The organism is Thalassobacillus sp. CUG 92003 (genome assembly GCF_013618635.1).
Lineage (GTDB): Bacteria > Bacillota > Bacilli > Bacillales > Halobacillaceae > CUG-92003.
In genome coordinates this window covers 268,489-285,118 of the sequence record NZ_JABLSJ010000003.1, presented here as the reverse complement: position 1 = coordinate 285,118, position 16,630 = coordinate 268,489, and the positions used below count along the sequence as shown (strand labels likewise).

The window sequence follows — 16,630 nt, the reverse complement described above, 5'->3', positions numbered from 1 at the left end:
TGTTTACATAGATACAGTTACAATGACTCCATCCATATTGTCACCTGAAATCTCATAAGCCTGATTTGCAGGGACCTCAATCTGCTCGTTTTCCCCGTAATACGAAATATAATAATCGGTTCCTTCATAATTGATATGGAGTTCTTTCTTATCTTTTAAATAGGTTAAGTATTCCTCCAGCACAAAATTTTTCTCATGCATGATGGCGCTGTGAGGCAGACCCACGTAGCGAATATGCCATGGTTCATATTGGATGCCTGTAATATCTGTTTTATTTTCAGGGTATCGAAGGATGAATCCGTGTTCCCAGGCGTGGTCCTCGATCCACTTTCCTTCGGGTGCATGTGCCATGGTGCCGTGGGTCGAACCGACATCCAGGGAAAGACCTGCATTGTGTTCGCTGTTTCCGCCAGGGAGGGCATAGTCTTCGCCCATTTCGTTAAAAAGACGGCTCTGTTCGTCTATGCCTCTATATCCGCTAGTAATCGTGAAGTTGCTTATTCCGTCATTCTTGGCGTCTTTTACTAGTTCCACAAAGTTTTTGGCGATTGAATGGGAGAGCTGGATATGCTGATCGGGGAGTTGGATATCTTGAAAATTTTCTGAGTAAAAGGTTTTAATATCGTTTTGAACACTTTCCTGCTTTACCGGGTGATCTTCATTGATTAGAACCAGGTTTCCGGAATGAACGTCAATCTTGCTAATCACCTCAGTAGCCAGCGTTTCCGGCAGTTCTCCGCTTTTTTCCTCAATGATTTTTTCGTTATTTATAAAGAGGAGCGTTAATGCTCCTCCCATAACAATAATTGTTAGAATAAAAAAAACCCACTTTTTCATGTCAATTCCTCCTTATCTCTACTGCATCTAAAGAATAGGAAAAAGTGTTAAATAAAATCGTGGGGTAAACCTAAAATTTTTCTTAAGTTTTCGTTCCAGGGAGCCGCACCTCGAATTGCGTGCGGATCACGTTGCTGTCAACAGAAATTGAGCCTTCATGCTGTTTGATTATATTTTTGGCGATGTATAATCCTAACCCTGTACTGCTTTCTTTGTGTGTGCGTGAGGGGTCTCCTTTATAAAACATTTCAAAAAGGTAAGGAAGTTCTTCCTCAGGGATATGATCGCCATAATTAATAATCTGAATGACGATTTCATTGTCTTCCCGAAAGCCATTAATATCCACATAGAGTCCATCTGCCCCGTAGCGGCTGGCGTTAATGAGGAGGTTCTCAAACACCCGCGCCAGCTGCTCCCCGTCACCATCGATGAGGAGCTCGGATACAACATCCAGGCGGACTTCCAGGTGGTTCTTTTCAAAAATTGGGTACATTTCCTCGCTGATCTGATAAATAAGTTCACTCATATTGATGGAATTCTTCTCTAGCGGCATCATGCCATAATTCATGCGCGTTGTTTCAAACAGTTCATCGATTAGACGTTCCAGACGCTGGGATTTTGTATAAGAGATTCTTAAATAGTGATCTTTTTGTTCGGGTGTTAACTGGGAATCTTTCAAAATGAGATCCAGGTAACCAAGGACAGATGTCAACGGGGTGCGTAAATCATGGGCTAGATTGACGATTAATTGATCTTTGCTGCTTTCCGAGAAGTCTCCCCGTTCAATGGCTTCTTCCAGTTTTTGCCCCGCCATATTAATATCCTTAGCGATTTCTTGGAATTCATCATGGGACTGGATATGGACACGGTGGGTTAAGTCGCCGCGTGCCAGCTGGTGAATGCCGGTGGAAATTTCTCTGAAATAGGTGGAATAGGGCTTAGTCAATAAGTAGAAAAACAGAACAGCTAAGGGTATAAAGAAGATTAAAAAAACATTAATGTCCCCCATTCGGCTGATCCAAAGTCTGAGAAACATAAGTGCGTCCTCATAGTCGACCATGTTGTGGTAGTACCACTGCAGCGTTTTAAAAATAAGATAAGAGATAATCCCAGCTAGTAGCATGCTCAAACCAAACAGGAAGATCATTTTTGAACGGAAGCTGTAAATGAATTTAACCATTGAAGGAATACCCCACTCCCCAGACGGTTTTAATCCATTGATGGTTGTTTCTTTCTTCAGCAAGTTTTTTACGGAGTGTCCGGATATGAACCATCACAGTATTGGTTCCTTCAAAATAATCCTCTCCCCAAACAGCTTTGAAGATATTATCTGCGCTAAATACTTTTTGCGGGTGTCTGGCCAGCAAATAAAGAATATCAAATTCTTTCGGAGTCAAGTTGATATCTTTATCGTATAAGCAGACCTTGCGCTGATCAGGAATAATCATAAGTCCGCCAAATTCGAGCTTCTCATGGTTGCTAGTTGGCTGGTTCAACTCCATATAACGTCTCAGCTGAGCATTGACACGTGCCACCAATTCAATAGGTGTGAAGGGCTTGGTCATGTAATCATCCGCTCCGATGACCAGTCCTTGAACCTTATCGAAATCTGAAGTTTTTGCGCTTAAGAAAATGATGGGCATATTATATGTTTTACGTAGGGAGCGTGTCACTTCGTATCCATCTATATGTGGCATCATAATGTCTAAAATGACAAGATCGACGAATTGGTTCTTAATGGTATCCAATGCCTCTTGTCCATCAAAAGCTTTTAGCACGCGATGATTTTCCTTCTCCAAATGTATCGCGATTAAATCGGCAATTTCCCTCTCATCGTCAGCAATGAGGATGGTGGCTTGCTTCATGGCGTTTGCCTCCTTGATCTTAGCTTAATTCTAATATGTAACTATAGCACAATTTTCATGATTCTTTTAGGGAGGACCAGTATAAGTGCGAAACACAAAAAGCCCCAATGGTCATCTTGGGGCTCTTCTCACCTGAGTTAAATTGAGGGAAGGAACGGGTCATGGCCTCTCTTTTGCTTCGTCCAAACGACTGGCCAAAGTATGAATGAGCCGGATAAGCAGTAGGAATGCGGCGTAGCCAATAAATGAATAGACATGATGCCAGCTTGAGCTGAATGCAACCCACCCTGCCGCCTCCATAATTGGCTCCAGCAGCATCGCAAGCGAACTGGCAAGCAGAATAAATATGTAGCGTGACAGGCCATTCAAAGCCCTCATCATCCATAAAGCGAATAGGGTGAAGATGGGGATGATCACTAATGTAAACCGAATATCTACGGGGAAAACAGACGGAAAAGGGCGGGTCAGAAACGTATAGTAACCTTGAGTGGTGAGCCATAATTCGATATACGTAGTCAGCAGGGAGGCGGACAGCATAGTGAAGAGGTAGGACAATTTAGTGTTGCCGCTGAAATATGATTTTTTTGGTGAAAACGGTCCACTCGAGTTTTTCGATGCTTTCACAGTAGTCATGTTTGATCTCTCCATTTACATTTTCGCTAAGAGGTTCTAAATAATCGATTCCGCTCCATTCTGCGAACCAGTCGCCCGCTTCAGCCTTACCTTGGTTACTATTTTTCCAAGCATATTCCAGTCGTGGGCTGTAGATCGGGCTGGCGTCTTTTTGTAAGCTGCAATCTTTTGTTTGAGGCACATACAATTCTCCCGGCACAGTCTCTTTCACGTCATGAAACAGATGCGGCCAGTAATCTTTGCGAGACCCTGTATGCGGAGTGGCTGCCGCCCAGTCAATTAGACGTTGTCGGCGATCGGAATCGGCGAAAAGCAGCCCATACAATTGTTTCCCTAATTCGATTCGTTTTGTCAAGGAAGAAAATTGGTGCAAGGTTTGCCCTACTAGCCTATTTTTGACAAATGGCTTTTGCGCGTAGGGAAATATTATATGACTCATGTTCAGCACATCCTGCAGCTTGAACATGATCGTATCTAAGACGGTGTGTTGGTAGGTCGGATTCTGAATGACCCGTTTTTCCAAATAGCTTTGTTCATTAATGATCATGGCTAGAGCGAGAGTCGATTGATGTTGGTTTTTCCAAAAGTCCGACCACACGACTTCCATAAATCTTGATACATTGAAGTAGGGCAGAAGCGCAAAGCATGGCTGCTGTCTGTTTAAACTTTCCTCATAGAGGAGGAACTGAGGGTAGATATCCTGGAAAATCAACCAGTTTCCTCGTTCTAAGAAGGAAAAGAACTGCGCTTGTTCTTTTTCGGTTAACAGTTTTGCTAGAAATTCTCCCTTCAAATCGGTCATATTCCAGCCGCCATTTCGCGACACCATGTGGCCAAGGAAAGCCCATTCGATTTCTGGATGCCGTGAATAGAAGTCAAAATAAGCGTGAGTACGCGTCACATTATTCGTATTGAGCTCTTCAGTTTTGTTTCGGATCGATGTGATGAGCTGCTGGTCCTTCACTGACAGTGGAACATCAGTCTGGGGAGACTTTGCTTTAAATTTCTTTTTCAGCTTTCTTTTTAATGTTGTCAGAGCAGGACATGTTTTAGTAGGCACTAGAAGAGATCCCTCCTCTTCGGGAATGTCCGTATTTGTCTGTGAATAAGTATAGGTAGCCATGAATCACGGGGGGGTGGGATGCGTGAATTACGTTGTAAGATCTGAAATGGAACGCCTGATCAATCGGTTAAAACAGGATCAATCAGAAGATGGGTCCTGGGATTATGCCTTTGAAACGGGGGTTGCGACGGATGCCTATATGATCATTTTATTACGTTCTCTGGAGATTCATGAGGAGAAGTTAATTCAAGACTTAGTAGAAAGGATTCTGAGTAAACAGGAGAAAAACGGGGCGTGGAAACTGTTTCATGACGAGGGAGAAGGCAATGTATCAGCTACAATCGAGGCTTACTATGGTCTCTTATACTCGGGCAATGTTAATATTCAGGATCCTAACATGAAGCAAGCAGAACAGTTCATCCTTAAACAAGGGGGATTAAGTGAGGCAAGCATGTTTACAAAAATCATGCTCGTGTTAACCGGCCAATACGCCTGGCCTAAATTATTCCCGGTGCCGCTTGAAGCGATTTTACTGCCGGTTCAATTTCCGCTCAACATGTATGATATTTCGGTATTTGGGAGAGCGAACATTGTACCGATTCTGCTGCTGGCTCATAAAAAATATCAATTAACGACGCCCCAAACGCCTGATTTGTCTCATCTGTATGTTCACCGGGGGTCAACTTCAGACGATCATTTCTTCCGAGAACAGAATCGCGTCTTTGAATGGCGCCATTACTTAACCTCATTAACCTCTTACCTTCAGTCTAGCTTCTATACGCTGAGTCATTTAGAGGAAACAGCTATTGAAGAAGCGAAACAATATATGCTCAGGCGAATTGAGCCCGATGGAACGTTTTTGAATTACTTTAGCGCAACATTCTTGATGATTTTTGCCTTTTTATCGCTCGGTTTTTCAAAGAAAGACGAACGTATCCAACGTGCTGTGAATGGGCTGAAGTCGATGGCCATTTTTATAGACGATCGTATCCATATGCAATATACGACAGCTGACGTATGGAATACGTCGCTCATCAGCTATACACTTCAAGAAGCTGGCGTTTCCGAGCATTCGGAAGTCGTTCAAAAGGCAAACCGCTATTTATTATTGCGACAGCATGTTAAATACGGCGATTGGGGTGTGCACAGTCCCTACGCGAGACCTGGCGGATGGGGGTTTTCTAATCTGAATACCATGCATCCTGATGTTGATGACACGACGGCGAGTTTACGAGCGTTACACAAGAGCCTTTCATTTCAACCGCGTTTATATCCAGCTTGGGAACGAGGGGTTCAGTGGGGAATGGCCATGCAAAATAATGATGGAGGCTGGCCGTCCTTTGAACGGAATGTGGATAAGACAATTTTTAACCTGCTGCCTGTCCAAGGAGCGAAATTTATTTTGCTGGATGCGTCCACGGCAGATTTAACAGGAAGGACACTTGAATTCTTAGGGAATTATACAAACTTAAATCGACAGCATGCTGCGATAACGCGAGGAGTCGCCTGGCTTCGCAAGGAGCAAAAGCAAAATGGTTCCTGGTATGGACGCTGGGGAATCTGCTACATTTACGGAACATGGTCCGCCGTAACGGGTTTAGTGGCATGCGGGGCAAATACCGAAGCCCCAATGCTCCGGAAAGCTGCCCGCTGGTTGAAGGGCATCCAAAATGAGGACGGTGGTTGGGGAGAATCTTGTAAAAGCGATACCGAGAACCGCTACGTGCCGTTACAAGCAAGTACACTGACTCATACCGCCTGGGCTGTAGATGCTCTGATCGCCACTTCACCATCTCCAACGCCGGCCATTGAAAAAGGTATCCAATTTCTTATTGATCAGGGAAATAACCGTGATTGGACGAGTGACTATCCAAAAGGGCAAGGGATGGGAGGAGCATTTTATATTCACTATCACAGCTACCGTTACATCTGGCCACTTCTCGCCTTAAGCCATTACAAGCAGAAGTTTCTACATGGATAAATGTATGATAAATCTGAACGTATACGATGAAAGGGTGCCATATACTGCTTGTTAACTAGGTATGTGTATCAAAAATGATATGACTACCTAAAAATTCTAATAGGCATTGATGCAACCATTAATTCTCCTTACACATACAATAAATATGAACTTACAAGGAAAGGAGAGATTAACCATAATGAGTTGCGAAAAAGAAAAAGATTTTAATACGTGCGTTTGTGAAACTGTCGCAAAGATTATCAGAGCACAAGATGAAGTAGCTGGCGTCGGTGGCTGCTGTTCCACTGGATGTGTTCAATCCATCAGGGACTTAATATCACCCATGGAGAATGGAAATGATTTTACTGCTATCCCATTTGCACTGTATTGTAAGGGTGATTGTGAGCCGTTTATCGGAAGCGGTATATTCAGATCTCCAGTCGGTGGTTCAGGTATGACAGCTTTACGTTGTGTGGAAACACCTATCTTTCAGGCGAAAAAATTCGTGGATAAAGAGGAATGCTGTGTTCAATTAGAGTTACTGCTTCCCGTTACAATGGGAGGGTCTACGCCTGGACCAAGCGGAAAGGGGAATAGGATTTGCGATTTTTTCCCGGGTAATAGCATCAGAAATTTACAAGCAACTGGCATTTGTATAACGGTAGATTTGGATTGCTTCTGCGGTATTGTCTGTTTAGACCCTGTTTCACCATTGCCGCTATCTGAATTTAATATGAGTGACGAGGAAGACTAAACGTTTTTCGATAATTCTCATGCAGCTCCTGCTGTTTGGACAAATGGGAGGATGAGGATTAGAAAATGCAAGAAAGGACGGCACAATTGAAACCCTTTTAATGCGATTTATTTGTTTTAAACTGATTGGGGGGCGATTCTCAAACTAGGGAATCGCCTTCTTAATGTTAGGAAAGAATTACTGAAGATTCGTATCGGGATACTAAAATTTATAAAAATTTTATAATGATTTCAGGCCTTTTTTAGTTGCGAATACTTGTACTATACCTATATCAATTTATTGAAGGAGAAGCGTATGATATCCTACAATACATGACTTTGCAGTTTAACGGTTTATTTTCTGCTTTCCACACCGTAATTGCGGTATTGTTAACCATGTGGGCGTTTGCAGTAGCAACCGCCGCTGTAAAATGTGTAGCAAAAAAGCATGAGAAACAATGAAATTTGAAATCATAATAAAATATTGACTGGATATTACAGCCTTCCTTACGTTCAAATTACTTAGGGGAGGTTTTTTGTAGATTAATTTAGTGTGTATTCTTTTAGCGGGGACCTCACCTGAGATGGCACTAGGACGTTTTAGATAGTTGACGATAACTTTCGTGATACAATACTAGGTGTAAGGGGTCATTGGAAGATATGGCATTAATAGTCATACATTTTTATGGAAGCATTCATACATCGTTCAACGATAGTTACACGCAGTCTAGTAAAGATATTTAAACAAATTGAGAAGAATATTCGTTATCAAAATCCACGGAGGAAATTTCTATGATTAAGCGTATCACCATTATCATCATTATTGCTCTAGTCACGCTTGGGGCGGCTTTCTTTTTGCTTCGTTCCTCGGGGGATGAGGCGAAGGATGGACAAACAGACGAACCATCTCATAACACATCTCCGGATAGTGAAAATCAAGAGGACTTGGAGCCTAAGCCTAAGCCATCATTGGCCACCATATTCGACATGGCTAAAGAAGGTACAATCCTGGACAGCCCGATTACAGTGAGTGAAACGACAGTCGATGATGTGGAAGAAACGTGGGGAGAACCGGAGGAGACTACTGACACGGAGGTAGGCCCTTTTTTGAACTATCCCTCACACAACATCGACCTTGGCATTACAGATGATGTTGTGACCGATCTGCGTTCGTCTCAGGAAGCAGTCACCTCATTCGATTTCGATACGATCAAATCCTATCAAAAGCCCGACGATACTCGGTACTATCAGGATGAGAATGTTGATCAAATCATTCTTGTCTATAACTTGTCTGATGATTATGTTTTGAAATGGGTGCTGCCGCGACCTGCCGAGGATTCAGATAACCCGGAGGTCGATCATCTATCATTATCTAAAAGCGGAAGTGAACATTCTGATGATAGGGGAGTCAGCAAGATGAGCCTGGATGAAAAGATTGGACAAATGATTTTCGGCGGAGTCGATGGTACGCAAATGAATGCCAAAACCAAAACAATTATCCAGAAATATCACGTTGGCGGCATCATTTTATTTGGCAATAACATCGAAAGTGCAACGCAAACCGTCAACTTTATAAACGACATGAAAACGGCGAATGCTGAGAACCCATATCCATTATTGCTGGGTGTTGATGAAGAAGGGGGCAGTGTGACCCGAATGCCTCCTCAGGCTAAAAGTCTGCCAACGAGCCGTTCGATCGGAAACCTGAATGATCCGGACGTGGCCTTCAATGCCGGCACCATCCTCGGTGAACAAATGCAAGAACTCGGGTTCAATTTGGATTTCGCGCCTGTCCTTGATGTTAACAGCAACCCCAATAACCCTGTCATCGGCGACCGTTCGTTTGGCGATAACCCGAAGATTGTCACCAGGCTCGGCATTCAGAGCATGAAAGGGATTCAGAATGAAGGTGTCGTTCCCGTTATGAAACATTTCCCTGGGCACGGGGATACCGGCGTGGATTCCCATTTGGAACTCCCGAAGGTCGATAAAAGCTACGAGCAATTAACCAATCTGGAACTTGTACCCTTTAAGAAAGCCATTTCAGAGGGGGCGGATGTGAGCATGATCGCTCATATCCTGCTGCCGCAAATCGACGGAAACTATCCCGCTTCCATGTCGAGAGAGGTCATAACAGGCATGCTGCGAGAAGATCTTAACTTTGACGGTGTTGTCATCACCGACGACTTGACGATGGGAGCCATTACAGATCATTATAATATCGCGGATGCAGCGGTTCAGACCGTGAAAGCGGGAGGGGACTTATTGCTTGTGGCCCATAACCCCGATTTGGTCGCTACTGTATTTAATAAATTGAAAGCAGCTGTAGAAAGTGGCGAAATAAGCGAGGACAGGATTGACGAAAGTGTTGAACGCATCACCCAGTTAAAAGCAAAATATCAGCTTTCGGGTGAAAAGACACCTGCTCCTAATTTTCAGCCGATTAATGAAAAAGTGGAAGCCATTTTGCAGAAGGTACCTTGATTAATGTGGGCACATTAGTTGGCTCCCTTTATGACATATTGCAAATGAAAATCACGAATGGATGGATTTCACTAATCCCCCATAAGTTCAATAACTTATGGGGGATTTTTAGATGCTAATCCGAACAATATAAATTTTTTATAGAGCCCCCAAAAAATATGTATTTTCTAAATAGTATGAAAACTTATAGAATGAAGGTCAACTATCACAAACCTAAGCGAATAAGGAGAATATCTCATGACCGAAACGTCACAGAAAAAGCGTATCCAAGATTATATCGATGAAACCCGTGAGCAATGGGTGGATTTATCGATGCATATTCATGACAACCCGGAGTTAAGCTTCGCAGAGCATCAGGCGATGGCCTGGCTGACTTCTCCTCTCGAGGAGGAAGGGTTTGAAGTGAGGCGTGGCCTTATACCTGAACTTCCGACTTCATTTCGTGCAGAGTGGGAGGGAACGACGGATGGTCCTACAATCGGATTAATTGCTGAGTACGATGCTTTGGCGGAGCTTGGCCATGCGTGTGGCCATAACATTATTGGTGCGTCTGCCGTTTGTGCGGCCATTTCGTTGAAAAAAGCGCTTGGCAGTCATTTTCCTGGTAAGGTGGTTGTCCTTGGAACACCAGCAGAAGAAGAAGGTGGTGGAAAGATTATGCTGATTGAGGAAGGATGGTTCGACGATTTAGACACAGCGATGATGTGTCATCCGAGAGATCGAACTATGATTTTGCGTGGGAGCTTGGCTTGTGTGGACGTCGATGTCTCTTTTCATGGCAAAGCGGCACATGCAGCTGCCAATCCGGATCAGGGAATAAGTGCTTTGGATGCCATGTTGAACAGTTTCATGTGTGTGAAGCAGTTGCTGCCTGCTCTGCACTCTTCGGCCAACATTCACGGTATCATCACCAAGGGCGGGGACGCGACTAATATTATTCCTGATCATTGTGAGGCAAGTTTCTTACTTCGAGCTGAGAAACTGGAAGTATTGGAACAGGTGAAGGAGAGGTTTTATCAGGGAGTGGAGCATTCAACGAAAGCAATAGGAGCAACATGCGAGATGAACGAAGGGCTTATGTACGCGGAGCGGATTAATAATAGAGTATTAGCGTATCAGTTTAAGGAGAATTTAAGGGAGCTCGGGGTCGATGTCGATGATTCCGTTATTGAAAAAGGGATCGGGTCATCTGATATTGGGAATGTCAGTCAAATCGTACCAACGATTCATCCATATATTAAAATCGGGGAAGCCTCCACTCACACGAAAGCTTTTACAGAGACTGCGGGGTCTCTTGATGGCATGCGGGGGCTCATTCAATCATCGAAGGCTCTAGCTTTAACAGCCTACGATTTGTTGGCAACACCGTCTCTAGTGAAAGATGCTCATGAAGAATGGAAGCAGTCAATTAATCATAAAGGAGATGGACATGGATGAACCTGAATGAACAAACTACTGAACCTGAAACGGAAGCTCCAAAAGGTTTCCGGCGCTTCCTGGTCATGCCGCATACATATGTGCTGCTTATTATCATTATTATATTTGCCGCTTTGCTTACGTATGTTGTCCCAGCCGGAGAGTTTGAGCGTGTTGAGGATGAACAGTCAGGCCAAACAGTGGTTGTCCCTGGCACCTATGAACAAATGGAGGCGACACCGTTTAACCCTTTGCTATTTCCAATTTCAATTGTCGAAGGGTTTAACGATGCGAGTTCAATCATCTTCTTTATCTTAATTATCGGAGGGGCGTTTCAAGTCATCATGTCGACCGGGGCGATAGATGCTTTAACGGGGAGGATGACGAAGTTTTTCTCGAAAAATGATGCTTTGTTTATCCCGTCGTTTCTTGCCTTATTCTCAGTAGGTGGTTTTACGATGGGGATGAGCACAGAATCGATGGTATTTGTACCTATCGGGATCCTTGTCGCTCGTTCCCTTGGCTATGATGCACTAATGGGCACAGCTTTGGTAATCCTTGGTACCAATATCGGATTTACGGCAGGTCTGTTAAACCCGTTCAGTGTCGGTGTGGCCCAGACGATTGCTGAAGTGCCGTTATTCTCAGGTATGTTGATGCGTGCAGTCATATTACTACTGCTGCTCTTAATCACCAGCTTGTACATTCATCGTTATGCGAAAAAGATAAAGCAGGATAAACAGCAGAGTCTCGTTTACGACCTCGAACAGGAAGCTTCAGAAGTAGAGACTGCGACACTCTATAAGACCATTCATAAAAAGCATGTTGCTGTTATTGGGGTGTTTCTAGCAGGGATCCTCGTTCTGTTATGGGGCGTTTCAGTTTATCAATGGTACATTGTGGAAATATCCTCTTTATTTCTGGCGATGGGTATAGTAGCAGGATTGATAGCAGGGTATGGACCTAGCCGCATTTCGAAGGAATTCATACAAGGTGCCAGCGGCATTGTCATGGGGGCGTTAATGATCGGGCTCGCCCGGGCTGTCATCATCGTTATGGAGGAAGGGGCGATTATGGATTCCATTGTTTATTTCGCTGCCAATTTCATTGATGTGTTTCCCGCTTCCGTTCAAATTCTTGGTATCTACGGCTTTCAAGTTTTTGTGAATCTATTCATCACTTCCGGTTCTGGTCAAGCTGCGATTACGATGCCGATTATTACACCGCTCGCTGACCTCATCGGTACGACACGACAGACCGGTGTGCTTGCCTTTCAACTCGGTGATGGATTCACAAACTTGATCAATCCGACTTCCTCTACACTGATGGGAGCTCTGGCTGTTTCTGGTATCGCTTTTCAAAAGTGGTTCCGCTTCGCGCTTCCATTAATCTTATATTGGATTGTATTCGGAGGCGTTATGGTCGTGATAGCCAATTTCATTCATTACTCGTAACGTGGAACACTTTTCTCTCTTTTGTAGAGAAAAGTGTTCTTTTCAATTATACTTGCTAGTAAAACTGGGGGAGTTGTATATGGACCAGAAAGACTGTCGAATGCTTATTTACTTGGAAGAAGAGCCGAACGTAACACGAGCAGCTCAACGCTTGTATATCTCTCAACCGGCACTAGCCTACCGCCTTCGACAGATCGAAGAATCGTTTGATATTACGTTTTTCCACCGGGAAGGTAAAAAGACCTATCTAACCAACGAAGGTCGTTGTCTTGTTCACTATGCCCGCAAACAATTACGTTTGCTCCAGGAAACCAAAGACAAGCTTACCGAAATAAAAGATACTTTCGGCGGCAATCTCCGACTTGGCGTGAACAGCTACTTCTGTAACTATATCTTCCCACCGCTTCTGAATGGCTTTCATCATAAATACCCAAACATCAAGTATTACGTTCGATCCGGGATGAGTTCAGAAATTTTTGCCCAGCTGCAGAACGGCGACATTGACGTCGCGATCGTACGAGGCGATTTTTACTGGTCAGGTGAAAAATCCTTATTACAGAAAGAACCGATCGGCATAGCATCTCATAAACGGTTTGAGAACAGTGACCTTATCAGCCAGCCGAGGATTGCCTTTCGTGAACCTGAAGCCCTCTCCCATTACCCGAATAAAACAAAATCGACGATTGAAGACATGATTTATCAATGGTGGAACGAACACTTTGATACTGAGCCAAATACACTAATGGAAGTCGATAACTATGAGACGTGCGTGCGGATGGTGTCCGAGGGGTTCGGCTACGCAGTCGTTCCGGAATTATTTTTAACCAATCACAAGGAATTACGGTTTACTCCCCTTGTGTTTAAAGATGATACGCCGGTCGTCCGTCATACGTGGGTGTATTACAGAGAAGAAAGCGTGGCACAAGCGGTGCCGATTTTCTTGAATTATTTAAGGGCGTATATGGAGGAGAATAGAGGTGAAGACGAGACATCAGTATAAAATTCATGTGAATCCTACAAAGCAGCTTGGAAATCTCCCAAGCTGTTATTTTTGGAACATAAAAACTGTACCTAAAGCTGTACCTGGTACCTCCCACCCTAAGAGGGCACACTAGTTGGGGGCTTTTTTTTTGTTTTCTGCACCATGAAAACAGAGTCGGGGATGCTGTACCTGGTACGCCTATCATACTTTTACACAAAATTGCTTTTAAAATGTAATGGAAATGTAAGAGTGAGAAGCTTGTAAGAGGGTAATAATGGGAATAAGGTTATTTTTTAATTTAATGAATTGAGGTGGTCTGGGTGAAGGGCATCATTCTTGCTGGAGGAAGCGGAACGAGGCTGTCTCCGAATACCATCAGTGTCAATAAACATCTGCTTGCTGTATACGATAAGCCGATGATTTATTATCCTTTATCGGTCTTAATGCTTGCTGGAATTGAAGAGATCTTGATTATCAGTTCGCCTGAGGATGTCAATAGGTTTGAAAGCTTATTAGGTAATGGTGAATCGCTGGGTATTTCGATAACGTATCAATCTCAGGAAGATCCAAATGGGATTCCTGAAGCATTAATCATTGGGGAAGATTTTATTGGAACAGATGATGTGACCCTTATCCTTGGCGACAACATCTTTTACGGCCAAGGTTTTACAACCATTCTCCGTAAAGCGATACAGGAGCATGAGCATGCTACCATCTTTGGATACCGCGTTAAAGATCCAGAGCGTTTTGGGGTAGTTGAATTTGATGAACGAAAAAAAGTTGTGTCATTAGAAGAAAAACCCGATGACCCTAAGTCAGACTTTGCCGTAACAGGTTTATACATCTATGATCACGAAGCTGTCGAGATTGCGAAGCAGCTTCATCCGTCAGAGCGGGACGAATTAGAGATTACCGATTTAAATCAAGCGTATTTAGATAGAAAACAACTCGATGTTCAGCTGCTTGGCCGTGGGTTTGCCTGGATGGATGCCGGCACGCATGACTCATTATTTGAAGCATCTGAATTTGTTAAGAACATTCAGCACAGGCAGGGGTTCAAGCTTGCCTGTATTGAGGAAATTGCCTATTACATGGGACATATCACAAAGGAAGAATTAATGCAGATAGGAAAATTCATGGCAAAAACGGATTACGGGCAATATTTGCTTGAGATTGCCAACCGTAAGCACATCGAACAATATTGGGAAGAATTCGACAGCCATCCCATGTTAAGGGGGAGTGAAGATGAATAAGGACACCTCATATCTTCTCGTTACGGGCGGAGCCGGCTTTATTGGGTCGAATTTTATCAGCTATTATGTAAGCAAGTACCCCGATACCCAGGTTCTTAACGTAGACAAGCTCACTTATGCTGGGTCCACGGCGAATTTGACTGATGTTGAAGACTGCTCCAACTATCATTTTATTCAAGGAGATATTACTGATGAGGCATTTGTAAAACGCTTATTTATCGACTATCCGATTGATGGGGTGATTCATTTTGCGGCCGAATCCCACGTCGATCGGTCAATTGAAGATGCGAGTTCGTTTATCGATACGAACGTCAAGGGGACCATGATTCTCCTGCAGGCCGCGAAGCATGCGTGGCAAGAGAGCGGGAAGCTTGAGGCAGCCCGATTTCATCAAATCTCCACGGATGAGGTGTATGGGTCGTTAGGTGATGATGATAAGTTTAATGAACACACGCCATACAATCCGCGAAATCCCTACAGTGCCTCGAAAGCCGGGGCTAATTTTCTTGTGACGAGCTTTGGCTCTACATACGGGATGAACGTTGTCATATCAAGCAGCTCGAATAATTATGGACCGAGACAGCATGTGGAAAAATTGATTCCAAAGATCATTTCAAATGCGCTAAATCACCAGACGATTCCTATTTACGGGGATGGAAAAAATGTAAGGGATTGGCTGTTTGTCGAGGACCATTGCCGGGCACTCGACGTTATCTATCATCAAGGGGAAACGATGGAAAGTTACAATGTTGGGGGTGGGAACGAGATGACGAACATTGATTTAGCCACCCAGATTTGCACGATCCTTGATGAACGGTATGCTGATCAGAAGGGGGCACTAAAGAATTTTACCGAATTAATCACGTGTACAGAGGATCGTCTTGGACACGACCGTAGGTATGCTGTGGATGATACGAAATTAAGAGGAACATTGGGCTGGCAGCCGCTCGTTGATATGGAAAAGGGCTTACAACAAACTGTGGATTGGTACGTGAAGCAATGGCTCATGCTCAACCATTAATTTCCGTTGTTGTCCCTGTTTATGGCTGCCAGTCATGCTTGCGTGAATTATGCGAGCGTCTGAGGACAACGATTGCGCGTATTCCCGCGCGTTATGAAATCCTGCTTATCAATGATGCCAGCCCTGATCATGCCTGGGAGACGATTGTCCAGTTATGTGAGGAAGATGAGCAGGTGAAAGGCATTGATTTAGCACGAAACTTCGGACAGCATTATGCCATTACGGCGGGGCTTGATCATACATCAGGGGACTGGGTCGTAGTGATGGATTGCGATCTGCAGGATCGTCCCGAAGAAATAGCGACCCTTTTTAATATAGCCCAGCAAGGGTATGAAGTCGTGTTTGCCAAGCGGGTATTTCGTCAGGATAAGCTGAATAAGCGTTTGCTTTCCAAATTGTTTTATCGTGTATATGATTATTTTACCGGCACTTCCTCTGATCATACGGTAGCGAATTTCAGTATGGCTGAGAAGAAAGTCATTGAGGGATTCAGGCAGATGAAAGAACAAAATCGTCTCTATCCCCTGTTCCTTCAGTGGATGGGATATAAGACGGCTAGCATTGCTGTAGAACATAATGGACGAAGTGAGGGTGTCTCCTCCTATAACTTGAAAAAGCTCGTGACGCTAGCGACCGATACCATCATTGCGCAATCAAACAAACCGTTACGGTTATCGATCCAATTCGGATTTTTCATCTCGCTTGGATCGTTCCTATACGGTCTATATTTATTTACCCGTTACTTCTTTATGGATTACCATGTGGAAGGCTGGACAAGTGTCATGGTAAGTATGTATTTTATTGCCGGGTTGATGTTTTTTAATTTCGGCATTCTCGGCCTGTATATCGGGAAAGTTTTTGATGAAGCAAAAGCCAGACCGCTTTATTTGATTCGTGAACAGCTCAATCAAAAGGAACGGAGGTGATTGG

At 43.8% G+C, this 16,630-nt stretch carries 14 protein-coding genes; 9 read left to right on the top strand and 5 right to left on the bottom strand.

Annotated elements, in window-relative coordinates:
* Positions 1–3: 3 nt before the first annotated feature.
* The 5 genes from HOP45_RS06170 to HOP45_RS06150 form a co-directional block, all read right to left on the bottom strand.
* Positions 4–837 (bottom strand): M15 family metallopeptidase, encoded by an 834-nt coding sequence (locus HOP45_RS06170; RefSeq protein WP_181348043.1) that lies wholly within the window; start codon positions 835–837, stop codon positions 4–6.
* Between the two features lie 82 nt (positions 838–919).
* The gene (locus tag HOP45_RS06165) at positions 920–2,017 is read right to left on the bottom strand and encodes a sensor histidine kinase (protein WP_181348042.1); all 1,098 of its coding nucleotides are present in this window, start codon (positions 2,015–2,017) and stop codon (positions 920–922) included.
* Positions 2,010–2,702, bottom strand: a complete 693-nt coding sequence (locus HOP45_RS06160) for a response regulator transcription factor (RefSeq protein ID WP_181348041.1) — start codon at positions 2,700–2,702, stop codon at positions 2,010–2,012. The genes HOP45_RS06165 and HOP45_RS06160 overlap by 8 nt, the downstream gene beginning before the upstream one ends.
* 159 nt (positions 2,703–2,861) lie before the next feature.
* Positions 2,862–3,335 carry a CBO0543 family protein gene (locus HOP45_RS06155; protein WP_181348040.1) on the bottom strand — a complete coding sequence of 158 codons (474 nt, stop codon included), beginning with the start codon at positions 3,333–3,335 and terminating at the stop codon, positions 2,862–2,864.
* A complete protein-coding gene (locus tag HOP45_RS06150; protein WP_370457963.1) occupies positions 3,259–4,395 on the bottom strand; it encodes a DUF2515 family protein in 1,137 nt (378 codons plus the stop codon). The genes HOP45_RS06155 and HOP45_RS06150 overlap by 77 nt, the downstream gene beginning before the upstream one ends.
* 85 nt (positions 4,396–4,480) lie before the next feature.
* Between HOP45_RS06150 and shc the strand changes: the two genes are divergently transcribed.
* The 9 genes from shc to HOP45_RS06105 all read left to right on the top strand — a co-directional run bounded on the left by shc (position 4,481) and on the right by HOP45_RS06105 (position 16,626).
* Complete coding sequence (gene shc / locus HOP45_RS06145; protein ID WP_370457962.1) at positions 4,481–6,379, top strand: squalene--hopene cyclase; 1,899 nt, start codon at positions 4,481–4,483, stop codon at positions 6,377–6,379.
* A gap of 178 nt (positions 6,380–6,557) precedes the next feature.
* Positions 6,558–7,112, top strand: coding sequence for a CotY/CotZ family spore coat protein (locus tag HOP45_RS06140; RefSeq protein ID WP_181348037.1), 555 nt, complete (start codon positions 6,558–6,560; stop codon positions 7,110–7,112).
* A 770-nt stretch (positions 7,113–7,882) separates the two neighbouring features.
* A complete protein-coding gene (nagZ, locus tag HOP45_RS06135) occupies positions 7,883–9,574 on the top strand; it encodes a beta-N-acetylhexosaminidase (protein WP_181348036.1) in 1,692 nt (563 codons plus the stop codon).
* 237 nt (positions 9,575–9,811) lie between these two features.
* On the top strand, positions 9,812–11,011 hold the full coding sequence (locus HOP45_RS06130) for a M20 family metallopeptidase (protein WP_181348035.1): 1,200 nt from the start codon (positions 9,812–9,814) through the stop codon (positions 11,009–11,011).
* On the top strand, positions 11,008–12,444 hold the full coding sequence (locus tag HOP45_RS06125) for a YfcC family protein (RefSeq protein ID WP_181348034.1): 1,437 nt from the start codon (positions 11,008–11,010) through the stop codon (positions 12,442–12,444). Before HOP45_RS06130 ends, HOP45_RS06125 begins: the two co-directional genes overlap by 4 nt.
* Positions 12,445–12,523: 79 nt before the next feature.
* Positions 12,524–13,444, top strand: coding sequence for a LysR family transcriptional regulator (locus HOP45_RS06120; RefSeq protein ID WP_181348033.1), 921 nt, complete (start codon positions 12,524–12,526; stop codon positions 13,442–13,444).
* A gap of 302 nt (positions 13,445–13,746) precedes the next feature.
* Positions 13,747–14,679, top strand: coding sequence for a glucose-1-phosphate thymidylyltransferase RfbA (gene rfbA / locus HOP45_RS06115; protein WP_181348032.1), 933 nt, complete (start codon positions 13,747–13,749; stop codon positions 14,677–14,679).
* Positions 14,672–15,700 carry a dTDP-glucose 4,6-dehydratase gene (rfbB, locus tag HOP45_RS06110; RefSeq protein ID WP_181348031.1) on the top strand — a complete coding sequence of 343 codons (1,029 nt, stop codon included), beginning with the start codon at positions 14,672–14,674 and terminating at the stop codon, positions 15,698–15,700. Before rfbA ends, rfbB begins: the two co-directional genes overlap by 8 nt.
* Positions 15,679–16,626, top strand: a complete 948-nt coding sequence (locus HOP45_RS06105; RefSeq protein ID WP_181348030.1) for a glycosyltransferase family 2 protein — start codon at positions 15,679–15,681, stop codon at positions 16,624–16,626. Before rfbB ends, HOP45_RS06105 begins: the two co-directional genes overlap by 22 nt.
* Positions 16,627–16,630 lie beyond the last annotated feature (4 nt).

Bases quoted from the DNA above. Each gene is read 5' to 3' on its own strand.
- HOP45_RS06170 (WP_181348043.1), bottom strand. From the start codon at position 837: ATGAAAAAGTGGGTTTTTTTTATTCTAACAATTATTGTTATGGGAGGA.
- rfbB (WP_181348031.1), top strand. From the start codon at position 14,672: ATGAATAAGGACACCTCATATCTTCTCGTTACGGGCGGAGCCGGCTTT.
- HOP45_RS06130 (WP_181348035.1), top strand. From the start codon at position 9,812: ATGACCGAAACGTCACAGAAAAAGCGTATCCAAGATTATATCGATGAA.
- HOP45_RS06125 (WP_181348034.1), top strand. From the start codon at position 11,008: ATGAACCTGAATGAACAAACTACTGAACCTGAAACGGAAGCTCCAAAA.
- HOP45_RS06160 (WP_181348041.1), bottom strand. From the start codon at position 2,702: ATGAAGCAAGCCACCATCCTCATTGCTGACGATGAGAGGGAAATTGCC.
- HOP45_RS06120 (WP_181348033.1), top strand. From the start codon at position 12,524: ATGGACCAGAAAGACTGTCGAATGCTTATTTACTTGGAAGAAGAGCCG.
- HOP45_RS06155 (WP_181348040.1), bottom strand. From the start codon at position 3,335: ATGACTACTGTGAAAGCATCGAAAAACTCGAGTGGACCGTTTTCACCA.
- HOP45_RS06165 (WP_181348042.1), bottom strand. From the start codon at position 2,017: ATGGTTAAATTCATTTACAGCTTCCGTTCAAAAATGATCTTCCTGTTT.
- HOP45_RS06140 (WP_181348037.1), top strand. From the start codon at position 6,558: ATGAGTTGCGAAAAAGAAAAAGATTTTAATACGTGCGTTTGTGAAACT.
- nagZ (WP_181348036.1), top strand. From the start codon at position 7,883: ATGATTAAGCGTATCACCATTATCATCATTATTGCTCTAGTCACGCTT.
- HOP45_RS06105 (WP_181348030.1), top strand. From the start codon at position 15,679: ATGGCTCATGCTCAACCATTAATTTCCGTTGTTGTCCCTGTTTATGGC.